The sequence below is a fragment of the Bradyrhizobium sp. 2S1 genome (assembly GCF_011516625.5).
Taxonomy (GTDB): domain Bacteria; phylum Pseudomonadota; class Alphaproteobacteria; order Rhizobiales; family Xanthobacteraceae; genus Bradyrhizobium; species Bradyrhizobium septentrionale.
Map to the genome: position 1 here is coordinate 1,712,501 of NZ_CP147717.1, position 22,086 is coordinate 1,734,586.

At 63.0% G+C, this 22,086-nt stretch carries 16 protein-coding genes, 2 tRNA genes, 2 rRNA genes, 2 pseudogenes and 1 riboswitch (1 of these 23 running past the window's edge); of the genes and pseudogenes, 10 read left to right on the forward strand and 12 right to left on the reverse strand.

From position 1 onward, the window contains the following. The 4 genes from HAP54_RS08235 to HAP54_RS08250 all read right to left on the reverse strand — a co-directional run. Positions 1-70: ribosomal RNA gene (locus tag HAP54_RS08235) — 23S ribosomal RNA — on the reverse strand (it extends 2,776 nt beyond the left edge of the window). A gap of 410 nt (positions 71-480) precedes the next feature. Next, a tRNA-Ala gene (locus HAP54_RS08240) sits at positions 481-556 on the reverse strand. Between the two features lie 35 nt (positions 557-591). Further along, a tRNA-Ile gene (locus HAP54_RS08245) sits at positions 592-668 on the reverse strand. A gap of 209 nt (positions 669-877) precedes the next feature. Then, positions 878-2,368, reverse strand: a 16S ribosomal RNA gene (locus tag HAP54_RS08250). Together the 16S and 23S rRNA genes with 2 tRNA genes alongside form the textbook arrangement of a ribosomal RNA operon. Before the next feature lie 853 nt (positions 2,369-3,221). Between HAP54_RS08250 and HAP54_RS08255 the strand changes: the two genes are divergently transcribed. The 3 genes from HAP54_RS08255 (at position 3,222) to HAP54_RS08265 (ending at position 6,187) form a co-directional block, all read left to right on the forward strand. Continuing rightward, positions 3,222-5,282, forward strand: a complete 2,061-nt coding sequence (locus tag HAP54_RS08255) for a M23 family metallopeptidase (RefSeq protein ID WP_166299347.1) — start codon at positions 3,222-3,224, stop codon at positions 5,280-5,282. 183 nt (positions 5,283-5,465) lie between these two features. Next, complete coding sequence (locus HAP54_RS08260; protein ID WP_166299348.1) at positions 5,466-5,828, forward strand: SPW repeat protein; 363 nt, start codon at positions 5,466-5,468, stop codon at positions 5,826-5,828. Positions 5,829-5,920: 92 nt separating this feature from the next. Then, positions 5,921-6,187, forward strand: a complete 267-nt coding sequence (locus HAP54_RS08265) for a hypothetical protein (RefSeq protein ID WP_166299349.1) — start codon at positions 5,921-5,923, stop codon at positions 6,185-6,187. Positions 6,188-6,243: 56 nt separating this feature from the next. On the opposite strand, the gene clpB is transcribed toward HAP54_RS08265, so the two are convergent. Both clpB and HAP54_RS08275 read right to left on the reverse strand, forming a co-directional pair. Further along, the gene (gene clpB, locus HAP54_RS08270; RefSeq protein ID WP_166299350.1) at positions 6,244-8,895 is read right to left on the reverse strand and encodes an ATP-dependent chaperone ClpB; all 2,652 of its coding nucleotides are present in this window, start codon (positions 8,893-8,895) and stop codon (positions 6,244-6,246) included. A 191-nt stretch (positions 8,896-9,086) separates the two neighbouring features. Next, positions 9,087-9,650 carry a helix-turn-helix domain-containing protein gene (locus tag HAP54_RS08275; RefSeq protein WP_166213916.1) on the reverse strand — a complete coding sequence of 188 codons (564 nt, stop codon included), beginning with the start codon at positions 9,648-9,650 and terminating at the stop codon, positions 9,087-9,089. A gap of 57 nt (positions 9,651-9,707) precedes the next feature. Here HAP54_RS08275 and HAP54_RS08280 point away from each other — a divergent pair, with 57 nt between their 5' ends. Then, positions 9,708-10,223, forward strand: a complete 516-nt coding sequence (locus HAP54_RS08280; RefSeq protein WP_166307568.1) for a GNAT family N-acetyltransferase — start codon at positions 9,708-9,710, stop codon at positions 10,221-10,223. A 12-nt stretch (positions 10,224-10,235) separates the two neighbouring features. On the opposite strand, the pseudogene HAP54_RS08285 reads toward HAP54_RS08280, so the two are convergent. The 3 genes and pseudogenes from HAP54_RS08285 to HAP54_RS08295 form a co-directional block, all read right to left on the reverse strand. Then, positions 10,236-11,026, reverse strand: a pseudogene (locus tag HAP54_RS08285) (IS630 family transposase); the annotation flags it as partial. A gap of 169 nt (positions 11,027-11,195) precedes the next feature. Then, positions 11,196-12,539 (reverse strand): IS1380-like element ISBdi2 family transposase, encoded by a 1,344-nt coding sequence (locus tag HAP54_RS08290; RefSeq protein ID WP_166295177.1) that lies wholly within the window; start codon positions 12,537-12,539, stop codon positions 11,196-11,198. A gap of 124 nt (positions 12,540-12,663) precedes the next feature. After that, positions 12,664-12,819 (reverse strand): annotated as a pseudogene (locus HAP54_RS08295) (helix-turn-helix domain-containing protein); the annotation flags it as partial. A gap of 151 nt (positions 12,820-12,970) precedes the next feature. On the opposite strand from HAP54_RS08295, the gene HAP54_RS08300 reads away from it, so the two are divergent. Beyond that, the gene (locus HAP54_RS08300; protein ID WP_166299352.1) at positions 12,971-13,762 is read left to right on the forward strand and encodes an MOSC domain-containing protein; all 792 of its coding nucleotides are present in this window, start codon (positions 12,971-12,973) and stop codon (positions 13,760-13,762) included. Between the two features lie 42 nt (positions 13,763-13,804). Here the strand turns inward: HAP54_RS08300 and HAP54_RS08305 are convergent, their stop codons facing one another. After that, positions 13,805-14,467 carry a TIGR02594 family protein gene (locus HAP54_RS08305; RefSeq protein WP_166299353.1) on the reverse strand — a complete coding sequence of 221 codons (663 nt, stop codon included), beginning with the start codon at positions 14,465-14,467 and terminating at the stop codon, positions 13,805-13,807. Positions 14,468-14,699: 232 nt separating this feature from the next. Here HAP54_RS08305 and HAP54_RS08310 point away from each other — a divergent pair, with 232 nt between their 5' ends. Beyond that, positions 14,700-15,572: an alpha/beta fold hydrolase gene (locus HAP54_RS08310; RefSeq protein ID WP_166299354.1), complete on the forward strand. Its 873-nt coding sequence runs from the start codon at positions 14,700-14,702 to the stop codon at positions 15,570-15,572. Positions 15,573-15,587: 15 nt separating this feature from the next. Here HAP54_RS08310 and metW read toward each other — a convergent pair whose 3' ends face one another. Beyond that, positions 15,588-16,253, reverse strand: coding sequence for a methionine biosynthesis protein MetW (gene metW, locus HAP54_RS08315; protein WP_029079707.1), 666 nt, complete (start codon positions 16,251-16,253; stop codon positions 15,588-15,590). Then, positions 16,250-17,458, reverse strand: a complete 1,209-nt coding sequence (gene metX, locus HAP54_RS08320) for a homoserine O-acetyltransferase MetX (RefSeq protein WP_166299355.1) — start codon at positions 17,456-17,458, stop codon at positions 16,250-16,252. The genes metW and metX overlap by 4 nt, the downstream gene beginning before the upstream one ends. A gap of 85 nt (positions 17,459-17,543) precedes the next feature. Beyond that, a riboswitch (SAM riboswitch) is annotated at positions 17,544-17,623 on the reverse strand. A gap of 174 nt (positions 17,624-17,797) precedes the next feature. On the opposite strand from metX, the gene HAP54_RS08325 reads away from it, so the two are divergent. The 4 genes from HAP54_RS08325 (at position 17,798) to HAP54_RS08340 (ending at position 22,083) form a co-directional block, all read left to right on the forward strand. Then, on the forward strand, positions 17,798-18,661 hold the full coding sequence (locus HAP54_RS08325) for a chorismate mutase (RefSeq protein ID WP_166213909.1): 864 nt from the start codon (positions 17,798-17,800) through the stop codon (positions 18,659-18,661). A gap of 39 nt (positions 18,662-18,700) precedes the next feature. Then, positions 18,701-19,798 (forward strand): histidinol-phosphate transaminase, encoded by a 1,098-nt coding sequence (gene hisC, locus HAP54_RS08330; RefSeq protein WP_166299356.1) that lies wholly within the window; start codon positions 18,701-18,703, stop codon positions 19,796-19,798. Positions 19,799-19,802: 4 nt separating this feature from the next. Continuing rightward, positions 19,803-20,735, forward strand: coding sequence for a prephenate/arogenate dehydrogenase family protein (locus HAP54_RS08335; RefSeq protein ID WP_166299357.1), 933 nt, complete (start codon positions 19,803-19,805; stop codon positions 20,733-20,735). A gap of 1,012 nt (positions 20,736-21,747) precedes the next feature. Next, the gene (locus HAP54_RS08340) at positions 21,748-22,083 is read left to right on the forward strand and encodes a hypothetical protein (protein WP_166299358.1); all 336 of its coding nucleotides are present in this window, start codon (positions 21,748-21,750) and stop codon (positions 22,081-22,083) included. Positions 22,084-22,086 lie beyond the last annotated feature (3 nt).

The following is a 22,086-nucleotide window of genomic DNA, read 5'->3' on the forward strand; positions in this document are numbered from 1 at the left end:
GCAGCGTAGCACGTCCTTCATCGCCTCTCAGCGCCAAGGCATCCACCGAACACCCTTAAGGCACTTGATTGCTCTCATTATCAATGTCCACACACTCGGCAGAATGTTGTCTGTGTAACCGCCACTTAAGGCGCGCATCCTCGATGAATGCGATTGCACAGCCGGACATTGACTAGAAAGACCAGCTTGCTTCGTAAGATCGGCCCGATAGCGAGGCGGTCAAGCTTCGCTAAAAAGATCGTTTTACAACTCGCTCACCCCACTCATCCTGCGATGCGTGAGCGCCGAAAACGATCTGGAGATTATGAATGGTACCCGCGAATTACTCCGCAGATCCAAACTCGGATCGATCTCCTCTTTACGATGTCAGAAAACACGCACGTCACCGTCCATCCGGACCAATGAGTGCGAAGTGATGTTTCGCGGACGATTTGAACAGAGCTTCTTGAACAAGGCGCATTCTCGAGCTTCAATTCCATCTGGTGGAGCCAGACGGGATCGAACCGACGACCTCATGCTTGCAAAGCACGCGCTCTCCCAGCTGAGCTATGGCCCCGTACCAGAAGACGAATGCTCCGCACTCGATCAAAATGGTGGGCCTGGGAAGACTTGAACTTCCGACCTCACGCTTATCAAGCGCGCGCTCTAACCAACTGAGCTACAAGCCCCTAACACGAGAGGCATGCCGCGCGCAACCGACTCGCGCCGATGCATCGCTCAAGCGATCAGCCCCTGGCGCATGTTCGTCCGCGAAGAAAGAGAAACGAAGACGGCGAAATCCCGCCAATGGAGCTCAACAATCCTGAAACTGTTGGCCCCTGAATGTTTCTAAAACGATCCGATAGAGCGCGTGAGCGATCTGAAGGATCATCCTTAGAAAGGAGGTGATCCAGCCGCAGGTTCCCCTACGGCTACCTTGTTACGACTTCACCCCAGTCGCTGACCCTACCGTGGCCGGCTGCCTCCCTTGCGGGTTAGCGCACCGTCTTCAGGTAAAACCAACTCCCATGGTGTGACGGGCGGTGTGTACAAGGCCCGGGAACGTATTCACCGTGGCGTGCTGATCCACGATTACTAGCGATTCCAACTTCATGGGCTCGAGTTGCAGAGCCCAATCCGAACTGAGACGGCTTTTTGAGATTTGCGAAGGGTCGCCCCTTAGCATCCCATTGTCACCGCCATTGTAGCACGTGTGTAGCCCAGCCCGTAAGGGCCATGAGGACTTGACGTCATCCCCACCTTCCTCGCGGCTTATCACCGGCAGTCTCCTTAGAGTGCTCAACTAAATGGTAGCAACTAAGGACGGGGGTTGCGCTCGTTGCGGGACTTAACCCAACATCTCACGACACGAGCTGACGACAGCCATGCAGCACCTGTCTCCGGTCCAGCCGAACTGAAGAACTCCATCTCTGGAGTCCGCGACCGGGATGTCAAGGGCTGGTAAGGTTCTGCGCGTTGCGTCGAATTAAACCACATGCTCCACCGCTTGTGCGGGCCCCCGTCAATTCCTTTGAGTTTTAATCTTGCGACCGTACTCCCCAGGCGGAATGCTTAAAGCGTTAGCTGCGCCACTAGTGAGTAAACCCACTAACGGCTGGCATTCATCGTTTACGGCGTGGACTACCAGGGTATCTAATCCTGTTTGCTCCCCACGCTTTCGTGCCTCAGCGTCAGTATCGGGCCAGTGAGCCGCCTTCGCCACTGGTGTTCTTGCGAATATCTACGAATTTCACCTCTACACTCGCAGTTCCACTCACCTCTCCCGAACTCAAGATCTTCAGTATCAAAGGCAGTTCTGGAGTTGAGCTCCAGGATTTCACCCCTGACTTAAAGACCCGCCTACGCACCCTTTACGCCCAGTGATTCCGAGCAACGCTAGCCCCCTTCGTATTACCGCGGCTGCTGGCACGAAGTTAGCCGGGGCTTATTCTTGCGGTACCGTCATTATCTTCCCGCACAAAAGAGCTTTACAACCCTAGGGCCTTCATCACTCACGCGGCATGGCTGGATCAGGCTTGCGCCCATTGTCCAATATTCCCCACTGCTGCCTCCCGTAGGAGTTTGGGCCGTGTCTCAGTCCCAATGTGGCTGATCATCCTCTCAGACCAGCTACTGATCGTCGCCTTGGTGAGCCATTACCTCACCAACTAGCTAATCAGACGCGGGCCGATCTTTCGGCGATAAATCTTTCCCCGTAAGGGCTTATCCGGTATTAGCACAAGTTTCCCTGTGTTGTTCCGAACCAAAAGGTACGTTCCCACGCGTTACTCACCCGTCTGCCGCTGACATATTGCTATGCCCGCCCGACTTGCATGTGTTAAGCCTGCCGCCAGCGTTCGCTCTGAGCCAGGATCAAACTCTCAAGTTGGACTTGAAACCTTGAACCGGCTGATCACAACGTTTGACGAGGTCCCACCATTCTTCGCCGACCGAAGTCGACGAGTTGTCCGCGATTCACATCGCTGACAACGATGGCGTAACCTTTAAAACGTGTACCGCCGAAGTCTTTCGTCCACCCTCAGAACGTCAAAAGCCGAAGCCTTCAAGTATTCCGAGGGACGCAAGGACTCCGCCGTCCACGTTTCTCTTTCTTCATCTTTACTTGTCAAACAGCCCGGGATCCGACGACCCCACACCCTAGAGGGCGGTTCTACCCTTCAGCAATCGATGGTAAACCCCAACCGACTTATGTCGGCTGTCGTGTCACTCATCGAAGTGAGGAGCATAAAGGGCGCGAATGCTTGCCTTGGCCGGTGGGCCAATGCAGCGCCGCGCTCAGTGGGTGTCTTATAGGCCCGCCCCTTCGGACCTGTCAACACTCATCGTCAAGAAATCGTCGCATGACGACAAACTTTTTTCAGGGGCGGAAAAGTCCCTGATATTTGGGGACCTTGCGCCGCACTTGAGCCACAATCCTGCGACGTTCTGGCTATAAGGTATGCATTGAACCGCTCGAAACCTGTGGGGGCTCGGGTGGTTTTTTCGGGGGACCAGGCGATTTTCTCCAAGAACCCGTCGCCTCTTTCCCTACACGGCCGAGCAACATCGAGAGATCTGCACACCATTGACGTTCGAGATCGCGGCTAGCTAATGGCCATCGGCTTCTCGGCTTCGATGCGTGTGGCTCGCCACACTGCCGGAATTCCTCGTCGAGGAATCGAGGTGGGAACAGGGACGAGCAGAGGTCGATCGCAGTTGCTGGAATTTGGGGGGATACAGGGTTGAGCCAACGGGCGTCACGCGGAAGCGGCATTGGGCGCGAGACCGGGATGATCGATCTCGGTCACGAGCCGCCGCTTTCAGTCGACGGCACCGAGGCTGCGGTGATCGATCGCCGCCGTGTCTCCGTTCAATGGTTCAGCGGCACCATTCTGACTGGTCTATGTGGCGCGGCCCTGATCGGCGGCGCCGTTTTTGCGTCGCTCGACGGCGAAATGACTTTTGCCAAGGTGCCGGAGCGCGTCGAAGGCGCGCTGCGCGGCGCGTTCACTGGCAATGATCGCGTCGTCAGCGTGCACAAGGGCGACCGCCTGCCGCCACCCAGCGAATCTTCCGCATCCCGCAGCCTAGTGCGCGTATCGACCGTAACCCGCGTCGGCAATCGCGACGTGATGCGGGTGCGGCCGTTCATCCGCATTTCCGGCAATCTCTCGATGACCACAAGCGATTTGTCGGCAAAAATACCTGCGTTCAACGCGCAACGTCTTCTGACCGATGTCGGCTCCGACACGCCGGCGGCGACCGAGGATCCGAATGCGGCGGCCGAGCCCGACGCCGAGGTCTCTTTCGTCACCAAGGATCTGGCATCCGTGCTGCCGAAGGCGAAGCTCGCCGCCGTCGTCGCGCTCGATGACATCCTGATGCGGGTCCGCGACGCCGCCAATTGGCGCGGCTCCGGCAACTCAGTGCGCTACGCCTCACTCGCCAATGCCGCGGCCGACGCGACCGGCGCCGGGCCCGATATGAGGCTGGCCTACGCCGCCGAGGGCAACGCCCCCGATCCCTATGCGGGCTTCGAGACCCGTGTAGTGCCGGAGAACGTCACCCTGCTGCCGAAGACCAAGGAGCAGGTTACCGGCGGCAATCCGATCGGTGAACGGGTTCACCTCGTCAAGAAGGGCGACAGCATCACCTCGATCCTGCGCGATCAGGGCGCAACGGCGGACGAGGCGAAGGCGATTGCCGCTACGCTCGGCCCGCGCGGCCGCGACGGCGGCCTGAAGGAAGGCCAGAAGGTGCGAATCCTGATGGCGCCGGCAACTCCCGGACCGAATGTCAGGCTGCAGCCCTATCGCGTCATCGTCGCCAACGAATCCGCCGTCGAGGCCGTCGCCGCGCTGTCCGATATCGGCAAATACGTCGCCGTCGACGTGCAGAGCATGAACACCACGACCGATACCGCCGACAATTCCAGCGACGATGACGAGGATGATGGCAGCGGCGTGCGGCTCTATCAGAGCATTTACGAGACCGCGCTGCGCAACAAGGTGCCGCCGACCGTGATCGACGACATGGTCAAGATCTACTCCTACGACGTCGATTTCCAGCGCAAGGTACAGCCCGGCGATTCCTTCGACGTGTACTATGCCGGCGAGGACGAGGGCGTCACCAGCACCGAAAAGACCGAAGTGCTCTACGCCGCGCTGACCGTGGGCGGCGAAACCAAGAAGTACTACCGCTTCCAGAGCTCCGACGACGGCGTCGTCGACTACTACGACGAGACCGGCAAGAGCGCGAAGAAGTTCCTCGTGCGCAAGCCGGTCAACACCGCGATCATGCGTTCGGGCTTCGGCGGCCGCCGCCATCCGATCCTCGGTTACGTGAGAATGCACACCGGGGTCGACTGGGCCACCGCCTACGGCACGCCGATCTTCGCTTCCGGCAACGGCGTGCTCGAAAAGGTCGGGTACGAGGGCGGTTACGGCAAATATATCCGCATGAAGCACTCCAACGGCTACGAGACGGGCTATGGCCATATGTCGGCCTTCGCCAAGGGCATGGAGGCCGGCAAGAAGGTGCGGCAGGGCCAAGTGATCGGCTTCGTCGGTTCGACCGGCGCATCGACCGGCCCCCACGTCCATTACGAAATCCTGGTCAACGGCCGATTTGTCGATCCGCTGCGCGTGAAACTGCCGCGCGGCCGCTCGCTCGAAGGCCCGATGCTGGCGAATTTCGAGAAGGAACGCGACCGGATCGAAGCCCAGATGTCGAGCCGCGGCAGCGCCCGCATCGTCTCGGACGCCACCAGCTCGACGTCGCAGACGCGCTCCACCAACCGCTGATGATGCAAGAGGCCGGCCCGTCCGGCCGCGCAGATCCTACGAAACGCTGTAGGCGCAGATCAGATACGATGCCGTTTCCAGGCCGTCACGCCGCCAGTTTCGTTAAATTTCGCGCCGCAAGATGGGAACCCGAACGGCGATCATCCAGTTGATTCGTCAGTGAAACCTCCAATGGAGGGTGTCATGGAGAACTGGACGAACGCAAAACTGTGTGACGTCGCAAACCTGATCCTCGGCGCGATTCTCTTCCTGTCGCCGTGGCTGTTCAAGTTCGACGCCGGAACGGTTTCCACCAACGCCCACATCGTCGGCCTCGCGATGGCGATCCTTGCGATCGCCGCGCTCGCGGCATTCGCGGTCTGGGAGGAGTGGCTGAACCTCATCGTCGGGTGTTGGGCGCTGGTCTCGCCCTGGGTCCTGGGTTTCCAGGGAATGACCACCGCGACGACCGTGCACGTGGTGATCGGCATCGCCGTCGCAGTCCTTGCGGCGATCGAGCTCTGGGTAATGTCCCAGCATCCGCCTCGGCTCACAACGCACAGCTGAGCCTTGAACTGATGCGTCCAACCCGCCGGCGCGGATCGCCGGCGGACAGGGGTTCGGTTGTGCTCAACGAAGATAGCACAAGGATCTGCGCCATGACCCCGCTCACGCGCGACGACGTGCTGAAGGCCGTCGGCCACGCCGACGACGTCACGATTGCCAGGATCATTGCATCGGGAGCAACCGTCACCGAGCTTGCCGAGGCGCAGGCCTGGCTTGCCAACGACGAGCCGCTGATCAATGCCGGCAGGCCATTGGCCACGGGCCGCGCCCGCGAGCTGGTCGACATCCTGTCCGAGCTCGAGCCCGCCGAGGACGACGAGCCCGGCGGCCCGTCGCCGCCGATCGTCCCGCAGGAGTGATTCGCAAACCAAATCCTCCCCGCGATCTGCGGGGAGGATTTTTTATTGTTGAGCCGTCAGTTCAGCTTGCGCTTCGAGACCGGGGCCTCGAACTGCACGATCTCGGCGGTTTTGGGCACCTGGCCGTTGAAGGTCAGCACGTTGCCCTTCTCCGAAATCTTGACGTGATCGCCGTCCTTGACCTCGCCGGCGAGGATCATTTCGGCCAGCGGGTCCTGCACGCTGCGCTGGATCACCCGCTTCAACGGACGGGCACCGTAAGCCGGATTCCAGCCCTTCTCGGCGAGCCAATCCCGCGCCTTCGGATCGAGCGTGAGCTCGATCTTGCGATCCTCGAGCAGCTTGCGCAGCCGCGCGAACTGGATCTCGACGATGCGGCCCATCTCGCTCTTCTGCAGGCGGTGGAACAGGATGATCTCGTCGATGCGGTTCAGGAATTCCGGCCTGAAATGCGCCCGCACCACGCCCATCACCTGATCGCGAACTGCCGCGGTGTCCTCGCCTTCGGGCTGATTCACCAAAAACTCCGAACCGAGGTTCGAGGTCATGATGATCAGCGTGTTGCGGAAGTCGACGGTGCGGCCCTGACCATCGGTCAGCCGGCCGTCATCGAGCACCTGCAACAGCACGTTGAAGACGTCGGGATGCGCCTTCTCGATCTCGTCGAACAGCACGACCTGGTAGGGCCGGCGCCGCACGGCTTCGGTCAGGGCACCGCCCTCGTCGTAGCCGACATAGCCGGGAGGCGCACCGATCAGCCGCGAGACCGAGTGCTTCTCCATGAACTCGGACATGTCGAGGCGGACCATCGCGGTCTCGTCATTGAACAGGTCAGCGGCGAGCGCCTTGGTCAGCTCGGTCTTGCCGACACCGGTGGGGCCCAAGAACATGAACGAGCCGGTCGGCCGGTTCGGGTCCTGCAGGCCTGCGCGGGCACGGCGCACGGCGGTTGCCACCGCACGCACCGCTTCGGCCTGGCCGAAGACGCGCTTGGCGAGCGAGTCCTCCATTTTCAGGAGCTTGTCCTTTTCGCCCTCGAGCATCTTGTCAACCGGCACGCCGGTCCAGCGCGAGACGACCTGCGCGATGTGGTTAGCGGTAACCGCCTCCTCCATCATCTCGCCGCCGTTCGGGTTGCTGCTTTCGGCTGCCTCGATGTCGGCGAGCTTCTTCTCCAGCGCGGGAATCCGGCCATAGGCCAGCTCGCCCGCCTTCTGGAATTCGCCACGACGCTGTGCATTGGCAAGCTCGACGCGGAGTGCGTCGAGTTCGCTTTTCAGCTTCTGGGCATTGGAGAGCTTGTTCTTCTCCGCGCTCCAGCGTGCCGTCAGCGCCACCGACCTCTCCTCGAGCCCGGCGAGTTCCTTCTCCAGCGTCTGCAGGCGGCTTTTCGAGCCGGCATCGTTCTCCTTCTTCAACGCCTCCTGCTCGATCTTGAGCCGGATGATGTCGCGATCCAGCGAATCGAGCTCTTCGGGCTTGGAATCGACCTGCATCTTCAGCCGCGCCGCCGCCTCGTCCATCAGATCGATGGCCTTGTCGGGGAGGAAACGGTCGGTGATGTAGCGGTTCGACAGCGTGGTCGCGGCCACCAACGCGGTGTCGGTGATGCGCACGCCATGATGCTGCTCGTATTTGTCCTTCAGGCCGCGCAGGATCGAGATGGTGTCCTCGACCGTCGGCTCGCTGACATAGATCGGCTGGAACCGGCGGGCCAGCGCGGCATCCTTCTCGACATGCTTGCGGTACTCGTCGAGCGTGGTCGCACCGATACAGTGCAGCTCGCCGCGCGCGAGCGCAGGCTTCAGCAGGTTGGACGCGTCCATCGCGCCGTCGGCCTTGCCGGCGCCGATCAGCGTGTGCATCTCGTCGATGAACAGGATGATGCCGCCCTCGGCGGTCGAGACCTCCTGCAGGACGGATTTCAGCCGCTCCTCGAACTCGCCGCGATATTTCGCGCCGGCGATCAGGGCGCCCATGTCGAGCGACAGCAGCTTCTTGTCCTTGAGGCTCTCCGGCACGTCGCCGTTGAGGATGCGCAGCGCCAGGCCCTCGACGATCGCGGTCTTGCCGACGCCGGGCTCACCGATCAGGACGGGATTGTTCTTGGTTCGCCGCGACAGCACCTGGATGGTACGACGGATCTCCTCGTCACGGCCGATCACCGGGTCGAGCTTGCCGTCGCGCGCCGCCTGGGTCAGGTCGCGGGTATATTTCTTCAGCGCGTCATAGGCGTTTTCGGCGGTCGCGCTGTCGGCGGTGCGGCCCTTGCGCAGCGCTTCGATCGCCGCGTTCAGGTTCTGCGCCGTGACGCCGCCCTTGCTCAGGATGGAGGCGGCCTCGCTGCCTTTCTCGAGCGTGAGCCCGAGCAGCAGCCGCTCGACGGTGACAAAGCTATCGCCGGCCTTTTCGGCGGCCTTTTCCGCAGCGTCGAAGGCACGCGCCAGCTCCGGGGACAGGTAGACCTGCCCGGCACCGTTGCCCGAGACCTTCGGCAGCTTGTTCAGCGCCTCTTCGGTCGTCTTCAGGATCGCTCTGGAATTGCCGCCTGCACGGTCGATCAGACCTCCGGCCAGCCCCTCATTGTCGTCCAGCAGCACCTTCAACAGATGCAACGGCGAGAACTGCTGGTGACCGTCGCGCATTGCGAGCGATTGGGCAGACTGGATGAATCCGCGCGAGCGCTCGGTGTACTTCTCAATGTTCATTCGTTTTCCCTCGGCCTGCCATCGTCACCCATTCAGGCATGACAACAGCATCTTCATTGGGGTTCCGCGGGCCGCGTTGATGTTCCTCAACCAGCCTCTGGTCGTCGCCATCATTTTTCAGGCTTGCCGCAGATGTGGGCACTTGGTTCCAAAACGGAAGAGCCACAGCTTGCGATTTCACCCGATCGAGCTCAGCGCCGCACGATGGCGACAAGGTAGCGGCAGGGCTGAGCAGTTTCGTTACGGAAGACGATGTCCGATGGCGGGCCGAGCTCGACACGGTCACCCGCGGCGAGCTCGTGGCGGACCGCCCCTTCCATCAGGGTGAGGCGGCCGCTGATCACCCAGACCACCTGGCGGACCAGGTGATAGGCGCTGGCGGGGAAGCCGGCTTCCTGCCGGGCCGGCAGCTCGATCTCCACCAGTTCCAGCGGATTGGCCGGATGCAGGAACACCTGCCGCCGCAGATAGGCCGCCTTCGGATCGCGCCACACGGGCTGATCCTTGGCCCGCTGCAGGCGGGAACCGTCTGAAGCAACCTCAAACAGCGCGGCCATGGTCAGGCCATAGGCCGTGGCGATCCGCGACAGCGTCGCCGCCGTCGGGCTTGCCTCCGCCCGCTCGATCTTGCTCAGCATGGCCTTGGACACGCCTGCCCGGCCAGCGAGTTCCGCCAGCGACCAGCCGCGGCCCTCCCGCTCGGCGCGAACCCGCCGCCCGAGAGCATCATCGGCCTTGTCCTCTATAATTGACATGTTGTCTTATATAGTGGACAACCGGGGTTGTTCAAGAGGCCCGTCGAGGAACTGCTGATGATCATCCGCCCCGCCACCGAGCAGGACATTCCTGCGATCACCGCGATCTTCAACGAGGCGGTCGCCAACTCGAACGCGATCTGGACCGAGAAGCGGGATACCGACGCCGAGCGGCTGGCCTGGATGAGGGCGCGGCAGGCGTTGGGTTATCCGGTGCTGGTGGCCGTCGAGGGGACGACGGTGCTCGGCTACGGCACGTTCGGCGATTTCCGGGCCTTTCCCGGCTATCGCTACAGCGTCGAACACAGCATCTATATCCACGCCGATCATCGCGGCCGCGGCCTTGGCCGCGTCATCATCGACGAGCTCGTCGCCGCTGCGATGGCGCTCGGCAAGCACGTCATGATCGCCGGCATCGACGGCGGCAATCAGCCCTCGCTGCGGCTGCATGCGCAGGCCGGCTTCGTCGAGGTTGCCCGGATGCCGGAGGTCGGGCGCAAGTTCGGCCGCTGGCTCGATCTGGTGTTCATGCAGCGCGTGCTGGATGAGGCCGGCGCGGCGCGGCCTGACTAGAGCATTTTCCGATCACGTTGCGTCGTAACCAGCCGCGACGAGATAATTTTGGCATTCCTCGGGTGAGAAGCGCTTGAGAGCGTTGGCGATTGCTTGCCAGAGATCGGGCATGGTGCGCGCTGCGGCGGCCCGCAACAGGGCTTTCAGTTTAGAGAAGGCCATTTCGATCGGGTTGAAGTCTGGACTGTAGGGCGGAAGATAGAGCAGGCTTGCTCCGACCGCCCGGATGGCCTCTCGAACGCCATGGACCTTGTGAGCGGGCAAGTTGTCCATGATAACGGTATCGCCCGGCCGCAGCGATGGGGCGAGCAATTGCTCGACGTAGGCCAGGAAAGCGTCGCCATCCATTGGACCGTCCAGAACAAGCGGCGCGATCAGACCGTCGGAGCGCAATCCAGCGGTGAATGTCGTCGTCTTCCAATGTCCGTGTGGGATAGCTGCACGACATCGCTCGCCGCGTGGCGAGCGGCCGTAAAGCCGCGCCATTTTGGTGTTGGCGCTGGTTTCGTCGATGAAGACGAGACGCTCAGGGTCAAGATCGATTTGCCCTTCGAACCACTCCTCACGCGCGGCATTTATATCGCCGCGCCGTTGCTCGGCGGCGTGCGCTGTCTTTTTTTAAGTGTGATCTTTCTGCGCTGGAAAAAACGCCAGAGCGACGCGATGCCAGTCGATATTCCACGACGTTTCAACAGTTCTCGCAACTCGGCGAGCGTGATATCCGGCTTCGCTGTCACTGCCTCCAGAATCAATTGCGAATGCGCTTCGATGCGCTGCGATTTGCGGTCACCGCCCTGGCGTTTAGCCCGTCCTATTCGTGAGAGTGCGTTTTTTTAGTCCGATTGATGTGGCCGCACATCTGCTCTGACGAGGCGCGCGGGATTGCCTTCGGCTTTTCACCGCCTGACGACCGGTACTTTGCAACGCGCTTGAGGTGTAGGTTGGGCGAACGGGGGGCGGACGCCCCGCCGGTCAAGGACCGAGCGGCAGCAGCGCGCTTGGCAAGCCGCGGATCAGGTCGGCTTCGGGACATGCCGCGGCAAACGCAAGGCGAATGCGGCTCGTGGTCTCGACGACACGGGCAGCGAGTTTCAAGAGACGAAGACGCAGCGTCGCGAACTCGGCTGTGGCCAATTCCCGGGCTTTGGGAATCGCGTCGCGCACGGTCAGCATCAGCCAATAAGCGGCGGTGTGGAGAACGAGGCGGACTTGATTGGCGAGCGCCGAACGGCAGCTGGTGCGATCGGAGGCGAGCTGTGTCTTATGCAGCTTGATCAGATTCTCGGCTTGGCCGCGCGCGCAATACAGGCTGTCGTAGATCCACTCGGCCGAGCCGACATCGAGGCTGGTGACGACGAAACGGATGTCGAGGCCGAGCATCGTCGCCTCAATACGGGCGACGGTACGCCGTTCGCGATCCCAGGACTTGGCCTTGTGGCGCGTCTCGGTATAGCCACGCAGAACCGGCAGGTTCTCGATGGCGCGTCGCGTGCGGATGTCGTCGGCGGCCTCGTCGAGTTTTCTGGCGAGCGGCTTGGTGCCGGACAGACCGAAGATGTAGTCGATGCCGTTGGTCTCGCACCACGCCATTGCCTCCGGCCGGGCATAGTGCCCGTCGCCACGGAACGTAATTCGCGTGTTGTGCCACCGCGTCCGGATATGCCGTATCAGGCGGCGCAGGTGGGCCCGCACCTCGACGCCGCCCGGCGTCTTGCCGGGCCGCAGCACGACCGCCACGGGCCGGCTCTTCTCCGTGTCGTAGACGTGGATCGGCAGGAAGCAGCGTTCGTCATAATGAGCGTTGAACAGCGAGAGCTGCTGATGGCCGTGGACGACATCGCAGGTATCATCGATGTCGAGCGTGACGGATGCCGGCTCGCGCGGGTAGCTATCCATCCATGCGTCGACCAAAGTGTAGGTCAGTCGGATCACGTCGCGCAGGCGCGGAGCATTCTCCAGCCGCGACAGCGTCGGTTGGGAACACAGATCGCGACCCGTGTCCGGCAGCCGTCCGCAGGCCAGCTTGAATGCGGGATCGGACCGCAGATGATCGAGGTCGTCGGCGTCCTCGTAGCCGCAGCAGATCGCGAACATGCGCGCGCGGAACATATCGACAAGGCTGTGCACGACCCGCGTCGGATCGCGCCGATCCGGGAACACCCGGGCCAAATTGTCGGCCAAGCCGAGACGCCGCTCGGCCATCGCCAGAAGCATCACGCCCCCGTTCGAGGTCAGCCGACCGCCATCGAAGGCAGCTGTGACTTTCTTGGCGTGAACGGCTGGAAACGAGAAGGGCAGAATCGTATCATCGGTCATGGCGGGCCTGGTGTTCGCGGCTGAAGGTGATGGGGTTGGCTTTGCAACCGAATCCTACGCCGCATCAGCGCTTTACACCACGCTCGCCAGCCTCTCAGGCGCACTCTGACGAATAAGACGGGTTAGGAACGATGTCGCCAACTTCCTTGAGGCGACCGCGCCAGCGGATCGCACTGGCCGCGCTGACACCAAAGCGCTCAGCAGCCTGTCGACAGGACATGCCACCGTCAATCGCGGCTATCACCCTTTGACGAAGATCAACCGAAAGCGCCCTGGCCATACATGCTGGCCTCCCTCGCCAGCATGCAGCTTGAATCTGACTCGCGCCGTTTTGGGAATCCCCACCCGATTCATTCCGGTCGGAAAATGCTCTAGCTGCCTTACTAATGGCGGCGGTTCTCCTCGCGCGCCAAACAGGCTAGAGCGGGCGGATGGACAATACGCAAGCTTCCTCCGCCCGGATCACAGGCATCTATCGCTACCCGGTCAAGGGACTCACGCCCGAGCCCCTGCCCCGTACCGAGCTCAAGATCGGCCAGACGCTGCGCTCGGATCGCCGCTACGCGATCGAGAACGGCCCGAGCGGTTTCGATCCGTCGGCGCCGAAATGGTTGGCGAAGCCGCATTTCCTGATGCTGCAGCGGGACGAGTGGCTGGCGCCGCTGCGCACCCATTTCGACGATGACAGCCATGTGCTGACGCTGCGCCGCGACGGCGCGATGCTGGCCCAGGGCGATCTCGAGACCGAAGCAGGGCGCGCGGCGATCGAGCGCTATTTCGCCGACCGTCATGCCAGCCAGATCAAGGGACCGCTCAAGGTCCGGGTCAGCCCGGGGCACAGCTTTTCCGACGTCCCGCGCAAGGTGGTCTCGATCATCAACCTGGCGAGCCTGCGGGCGATCGAGGAGATGGTACAGGCGCCGGTCCATCCGTTGCGCTTCCGCGCCAACCTCTATGTCGAGGGCTGGCCGGCCTGGCACGAAGCCAGCCTGCTCGACCAGACGATTGCGATCGGCAGCGCGCGGGCCAAGGTGGTGAAGCGCATCACCCGCTGCGCCGCAGTCAATGTCGATCCCGAGACCGGCGTGCGCGACCTCTCGGTCCCGAACACGCTGATGCAGCGCTTCGGCAACAATGAATGCGGCATCTACGCCGAGATCATCGCTGACGGTGATGCGGTCGTCGGCGACACGATTGCCGCCGAACAGCCGATGGCTTCGTAGGCTGGGCAAGGCGCGCATGCGCCGTACCCAGCTTTCGACGGATCAGTTGGTCGGCATCACATAAGCGTAGATCCGGCCGCGCGAGACCGGCGCCTCGCGAACACGATGGCCGCTGTTGCCCGAGATCATGATCGGATTGCCCTTGGCATCGACGCCGGTGATGATGCCGACGTGACCGCCGCCGCGGCGGCTCATCACGGCGATGGCACCGACCTGCGGCCCGGAAACGCGCTCACCGTATTTGGCGAACGAGCTCGCCATGTCGGAGCCGGTGCCGCGATAGCCGGTGTGCTGCAGCACCATGTTCATGAAGCGCGCGCACCACAGGCTACGGCGGTCGGTCGGATTGCCGCCGAGATAGCGGCGCGCCTCCGCGACGATGCCGGACGAGCCGAAGCCGCTTGCAGCACTCACGCCGCCGGTGTTGGGCACGGCTTCAATGCCGGGCATCACGGCCGCGTTGGCCTCGGTAAGGGCTGTGGCCTGCGTCAGCGCGCGGCGCTCGGAGCGCGACAGCCGCGCGGCGTGGCGATAGTGATGACGGGCATAGTGCCGCGCGTGATGGCCGGCATGGGCCGAATGCGCGTGACGCGAATGATGCGGACGGGCGGACGCCGGAGCGGCGGAGATCACGGCGAGCGTGAGCGAACACAGAGCCAGTGCCAAAACCCGAAGCGACCGGCGATACGCAAGCAACTGAACCATACTTCTCGAGATCCTCTGTAACACCCCCCGATTCCCCATCGCGTTCCCTTGGGAACGCGGCGGTGGTTTTGAAATTCGGGATGTGGCGAGAGGAAGATTTCATGCGGCGCTGCGGAAACGATTTCTGGGTCATTCCGCGCAAACTCCATGACCAAAAATAATCGGAGCTGCCGCATTGCGGCCGCGATAATTAATTGCAAATCTGAGGCTGGCCAACGAGAGGAGAATTTCAATGCCCCACGCCGTAGCGAAAGATAATGTCCGCCTGCATTTCGAAGAGGCAGGCCACGGAACCCCGATCATCTTCCTGCACGAGTTCGCCGCGGACCACACCAATTGGGAACCGCAGATGCGCTACTTCTCGCGCGGACACCGCTGCATCGCCTATTCCGCGCGCGGCTACACGCCGTCGAACGTGCCGCCGTCTGCCGACGTCTACACCTACAAGCATTTCTACACCGACGCGCTTGCGGTGCTCGACCATCTCGACATCGCGAAGGCCCATTTCATCGGCCTGTCGATGGGCTCCTATTCGTCGCTGCAGGTCGCCCTCAATGCGCCCGAGCGCGCGCTGTCGATGACGCTCGCCGCCGTCGGCTCCGGCTCGAGCCTCGAGAATCTCGAAGCCTTCCGCGCGCAGTGCCGCGCCAATGCCGAGCAATATGAGACCATCGGCTCGGTCGAGGTCGCCAAGGTGACGCGCGAGGCGCCGAGCCGGATTCCGTTCCTGGTCAAGGATCCGCGCGGCCATGCCGACTTCTACGCCGCGCTCGCCCGCCATGATGCGAAGGGCTCGGCCAACACGATGCGCAGCTTCCAGGGTGGCAGGCCTTCGATCTACACCATGACCGAAGCCATCAAGCGCGCAGCCACGCCGGCGCTGATCCTGTGCGGCGACGAGGACGACAATTGTATCGCGCCCAGCATGTTCCTGAAGCAGCATCTGCCGGCCGCCGGCCTGTCCTTCTTCCCGAAGTCGGGTCACGTGCTCAACCTCGAGGAACCGGCGCTGTTCAACGAGATGGTGGAGCGCTTCATCGCGCTGGTCGAGGCGGGCCGCTGGCCGGTGCGCGATCCGAGATCGCTGGTGGCGGCGCCGGTTTGACGCGACACGCACCGATCACTTCCCCTGCCCACCCCGGCTGAGCAGGAACACGCCCTGCTCGCCGAACATGTTCCACACCCACCACGGCAGATTGAGCGGCACCGGGCGGCCGTAGAGATCGAGCGCCACCGCGCGCTCCATCTTGACGTTGATCTCGTCGCAGAGCTGCACGAAATCCTTGATGGTGCAGAAATGGATGTTTGACGTGTCGTACCAGCTTGCCGGCAAATTCTCGGTGCGCGGCATGTGGCCGCCGATCAGGAGCTGCAGCCGCATCTTCCAGAAGCCGAAATTCGGGAACGAGACGATCGCGCGCTGGCCGATGCGCAACAGATTCTCCAGCACCACCTTCGGCTGCCGCGTCGCCTGCAGCGTCTGCGACAGGATCACGTAGTCGAAGGCGTCATCGGGATAATTGACGAGGTCGGTGTCGGCGTCGCCCTGCACCACCGCCAGCCCCTTGGCGACGCAGCCGTTGACGCCCTCGCGCGACAGCTCGATGCCCCGGCCGTCGATGCCGCGGCTCTCCAAAAGCTGCAGCAATTCGCCGTCGCCGCAGCCGACGTCGAGCACGCGCGAGCCCGGCCGCACCATGTCGGCGACCAATAGATGATCGGTGCGATAGCTGCCGGTTCGCTCGGGCGCGACGCCCGGCAACGGCAATGTCTGCTGCATGCTCATGATTGGCCGCCGCCGCCGTTCAGTCCGCGCGCCTTGCCTGCGGCCTGCAGGAAGGCGCGGGAGATCTCCAGGAATTCGGGCACGTCGAGCAGGAAGGCGTCGTGGCCCCTGTCGGTCTCGATCTCGGCGAACGACACCCGTGCGCTCGACGCGTTCAACGCATGCACCAGCGCACGCGATTCCGAGGTCGGAAACAGCCAGTCGCTGGTGAACGACACCACGCAGAAGCGCGTCTTGATGCCGGCGAACGCCTTCGCCAGCACGCCGCCATGGTCGCCGGCGATGTCGAAATAGTCCATCGCGCGGGTCAGATAGAGATAGGAGTTGGCGTCGAAGCGCTCGACAAAGGACGAGCCCTGGTAGCGCAGATAGCTCTCGACCTGGAAATCCGCATCGAACGAGAAGGTCGGCAGCTCGCGGTCCTGCATACGCCGCCCGAACTTGCGGTGCAGCGCCGCGTCAGAGAGATAGGTGATGTGCGCAGCCATCCGCGCAACCGCCAATCCGCGATGCGGATGCGTGTCCTCGTCGACATAGCGGCCGCCGCGCCAGTCCGGATCGGCCATCACGGCCTGGCGGCCGAGCTCGTGGAACGCGATGTTCTGCGCCGAGTGGCGCGTCGAGCAGGCGATCGCGAGCGTCGCGAACACGCGGTCGGGATAGGCCGCGGTCCATTGCAGCACCTGCATGCCGCCCATCGAGCCGCCGACCACGCAGAACAGCGTCGTGATGCCGAGCCGATCGATCAGCATCGCCTGCGCGCGCACCATGTCGGGGATCGTGATGATCGGGAAATCAAGCCCCCACACCTTGCCGGTCGCAGGATTCAGCGACGCCGGCCCGGTCGAGCCCATGCAGCCGCCGATTACGTTGGAGCAGATGATGAAGTATTTTTCGGGATCGATCGGCTTGCCCGCGCCGACCATAGTGTCCCACCAGCCGGGCTTGCCGGTGACGGGATGGGTGTTGTTGACGTGCTGGTCGCCGGTCAGCGCGTGGCAAACCAGGATCGCATTCGAGCGGTCGGCATTGAGCTCGCCATAGGTCTGGTAGGCGATCTGGAATGGCGCGAGATCGATGCCGCAATCGAGCTTCAGCGGCTGGTCCATCCCGAACTTCGTCAGCAATGACGACGGATGATCGGCCTCATGGGCGCGATCATCGCTCTGGGTTTGTGGGCTCGATATCGGACGCACATTGCTCATCTAGGCGACCCTGCCTCCGCGCGGGAGGGCTCGACGGACCTCAAGCCAATAAAAAATCCGGCCTGAACAAAGGTTCGGCCGGGAGCTGATAAGGTCCCCGGCCTGTTTAGCGAGTTGTTTAACGTGGCTGCAAGCCGGCCGGCTCAAATGACCACGGGACGCAGGGAACGTAGTCCCCGGCTCCCCCGCCGTCAAGGCAGCCAGATCCCCGGCCGATTGGTTAACCGAATGCGCAAGGCACGCCTGCGACGTTTCTCTTTGCTTTCGGTGGCTGTCTTTTCTAATCAGGGACCCTGTCTGACGCGGCATCGGGCCGCGCGGACAACAAGGTTTTAGAGCATGTCCAAGCCACCCCCGTCGCCGCCCTCGCTGCAGGAGCTGCGCAAGGAGATCGATGCGATCGACGAGCAGGTTCACCGCCTGTTGATGGCGCGCGGCGACATCATCGACCGCCTGATCCAGGTCAAGAAGACCCAGGAAGTCGGCTCGGCGTTCCGCCCGGCGCGCGAGGCCAGCATGATGCGCGAGCTGGTGCAGCGCCATCGCGGCATCCTGCCGCTCGACACCATCGAGAGCATCTGGCGCGTCATCATCTCGACCTTCACTTACGTTCAGGCGCCGTTCGCGGTGCATGCCGATGTTTCCGTCGGCGAGTCCGCGATGCGCGACTCGGCGCGGTTTCACTTCGGCTTCGTGGTGCCTTACGTCTCGCATTTCAGCGCGCAGGCCGCGGTCGAGGCGGTGGCAAAATCGAAGGGCGACCTCGCGCTGGTCTCCGCGATCGCGAGCCGCACGCCGTGGTGGAACGCGCTGGAAGCCGATGGCGCACCGAAGATCATTGCGCGGCTGCCGTTCCTCGAACGCGCCGATCATCCCGCCGCGCTGCCGGTGTTCGTGATCTCGCGGGTCGCCGACGACGCCATGGTGACCGAGGTCGAGATGTGGAGCGTGCGCGTCTCCGGCTGGAACGCCGATGTCGCTCGCGCCCTGGCGCCGCTCGCCGAGATCGTCGCGGTCCCCGACACCGCCTTCGACGGCGCGGCGCTGCTGGTCTCGGTCGCGGGGCAAGACCTTAAGAACAAGGGCTTCGAGAAGATCAAGTTCGCGCTGATCGAGGCCGGCGCCTCGGTCCGCTCTTCGGCCCTCGTCGGCAGCCACGCAACGCGCTATACGGTGCCGACTAACGGGTCGGCCAGGACTTGAAGTAAGAGCTAGCCGCCCGTTGTAGATCCGGAGTTGATAATGTCCCGCCCCGTGCCGAACCCCGGCATTCTTGATATTGCGCCCTACACGCCCGGCAAGAGCCCGGTGCCGGAACCGGGCCGCAAGGTGTTCAAGCTGTCCGCCAACGAGACGCCTTTCGGGCCGTCGCCGAAGGCGATCGCGGCCTACAAGGCCGCGGCTGACCATCTCGAGGACTATCCGGAGGGCACCTCGCGCGTGCTGCGCGAGGCGATCGGCCGTGCCTATGGCCTCGATCCCGACCGCATCATCTGCGGCGCCGGCTCCGACGAGATCCTCAATCTGCTGGCGCACACCTATCTCGCACCCGGCGACGAGGCGATCTCGACCACGCATGGCTTCCTGGTCTACCCGATCGCCACCATGGCGAACGGCGCCAGGAACGTGATCGCGGCCGAGACCAACTTCACGGCCGATGTCGACGCCATTCTCAAGGTGGTGACGCCGCGCACAAAACTGGTCTGGCTCGCCAACCCGAACAATCCGACCGGCACCTATCTACCGTTCGACGAGGTGAAGCGCCTGCGCGCGGCGCTGCCGTCGCACGTGCTGCTGGTGATCGACGCCGCCTATGCCGATTACGTCTCGCGCAACGATTACGAGCTCGGCATCGAGCTGGTCGCGACGACGGACAATACGGTGGTGACGCACACCTTCTCGAAGATCCACGGCCTTGCCGCGCTGCGGGTCGGCTGGATGTTCGGCCCGGCGCATATCGTCGATGCCTGCAACCGCATCCGCGGTCCGTTCAACGTCACGACGCCGGCGATGCTGGCGGCGGTGGCGGCGATCGAGGACTCGGCGCATGTACAGATGTCGCGGACCCACACCGAACAGTGGCGCAACTGGCTGACCGAGGAGATCGCCAAGCTCGGATTGAAGGTGACGCCGAGCGTCGCCAATTTCGTGCTGATCCATTTCCCGACCGACAAGGGCAGGACCGCGGCGGAAGCCGACGCCTATCTCACGCGGCGCGGCCTCGTGCTGCGCGCGCTCAACAATTACAAGCTGCCGCATGCGCTGCGCATGACCATTGGCACCGAAGAAGCCAACCGCCTCGTGGTCGAGGGGCTGCGCGACTTCCTGGCCGGAAAGTGACATCGTGACCACCGCTCCGCTCTTCAACCGCATCGCACTGATCGGCTTCGGCCTGATCGGCGGCTCGATCGCGCGCGGCGCCCGCGCGCAGGGGCTGGTCGGCGAGATCGTGACCACCGCGCGATCGGAGAAGACGCGCGCGCGCGTCGCCGAGCTCGGCATCGTCGATCGCGTCGTCGAGACCAATGTCGAGGCGGTCAAGGATGCCGACCTCGTCATCCTCTGCATCCCGGTCGGCGCCTGCGGCCCGGTGGCGGCCGAGATCGCTGGCCATCTGAAGCCCGGCGCCGTTATCTCCGACGTCGGCTCGGTGAAGGGCGCCGTCGTCAAGGACATGGCGCCGCATCTGCCGCAGGGCGTGCACTTCGTGCCCGCGCATCCGGTGGCCGGCACCGAGCATTCCGGGCCGGATTCCGGCTTCGCCGAGCTCTTCATCAACCGCTGGTGTATCCTGACGCCACCCGAAGGCACCGACCCTGCCGCGACCGACCGGCTGCGCGCCTTCTGGGCCGCGCTCGGTGCCAAGGTCGAGATCATGACGCCGGATCATCATGACCTCGTGCTCGCGATCACCAGCCATCTGCCGCATCTGATCGCCTACACCATCGTCGGCACCGCCGACGAGCTGGCGCAGGTGACGGAATCCGAGGTTATCAAGTTCTCCGCCGGCGGTTTCCGCGACTTCACCCGCATCGCAGCCTCCGATCCGACGATGTGGCGCGACGTGTTCCTCACCAACAAGGACGCCGTGCTCGAAATGCTCGGCACCTTCACCGAGGACCTGTCGAAGCTGACCCGTGCCATCAGGCGCGGCGACGGCGAAGCGCTGTTCGACCACTTCACCCGCACCCGCGCCATCCGCCGCGGCATCGTCGAGACCGGCCAGGATTCCGCGGCGCCGGATTTCGGCCGCCCGCATGCGAATTTGAAGAAGTAGGATCACGCGTACCGCTTTCTCCACTTCGTCGTCCTGGCGAAAAGCCAGGACCCATAACCACCGCATTCGGTGATGAAGGGGATCGTGGCCCCAGCGTCGCGCAACAATTCAGATTTGGGGTAATGGGTCCTGGCTTTCGCCAGGACGACCATGAGGATGGTTCTCGATTCAATCTGTCAAACAGCCTGTTCGGTGTCATCACCCGCGCATGCGGGTGATCCAGTATTCCAGAGACGCCGGTGCTGGAGCCGAAAGGCCGCGGCGTACTGGATCGCCCGGTCGAGCCGGGCGATGACAGTGTGGGTGGGGACACAGCTTCGCGTTCTCGCGACATGATTTGTCCGAGCTTTGCGTCTCGTCTCGTCTCGCCCTCTCCTCAAACAGAGGGCGCAGGGAAAGCCGGGTGCCGATCGCACCCATGGGTCCCGCGTAGTAAAAAACGCGGGAGGTAGGACCACAGGTGTAACCGGAAACATCCCGGCTTTCCCTGCGCGATGGTTTTACGGCTTACTTCGTGCCCTCCCCGGCGAGACTGGGCTTGTTTGTCACCGCCTTCGCAAGACGCAATTGCGTCTTACAAGGGGACACCGGCCACTAGGGCGTCAGGACCACACGACTTCACCGTCCGCTTCACACGCATTCGTCGACTGCGCGCTCGGCGTCCACCGCATCTCACCGCAACACCCGTGACGATGCGCAGCGCCCCTCGATCGGGTGAGACGGGCGAACCATACACCGAGTTGTTTTTCTGATAAAGCGAAATATTTTCAGCGCGTGGGCTTGACAGGTTTTGCTGAGTTGCCCGTCGGGTTGTTTTGTCGCAGCCAGATCGCGCCGTCATGGCACGATCCGGGACCTGTCCTCATAAACATCGGCGCCCGAGGGCGAGGCGGAAAGTCGTCTCGCTCTCCCGCAATCGTCGGCTATTGCCCCGAAGCGGACTTGGCGCCAGTCACCGCCGAAGCTCGTGTTGACCCCTGCCGAAAGGGGCCCCTTATGGTAAAACTATTTCATGTCTCAATTTGTCGTCTGCTCGCGAAACGCCAAGTCGACGGTCCTCAATATCAGCCGTCGAGCCTTGCTCGCGTTCATAGGAAGCCTCGTTGCCCTCCCGATTTCACGTGCTCAGGACAATGCGGCCTCAGGCAGCAGCAACGATTTTGAGCATCGTATCCAGCGCATCGTGAATGCCCTAAGGCCTGCTATCGCCGACGCCAGCGGTCGTCCGATGAGGCTTGCTGATCGGATGAACGAACTGCACGTTCCTGGCGTCAGCATCGCCGTGATTCATGGCGGCGGAATCCAGGCCCGCGGGTCGGGGCCGCCACCATCGGTGGTCCGCCTGTAACGC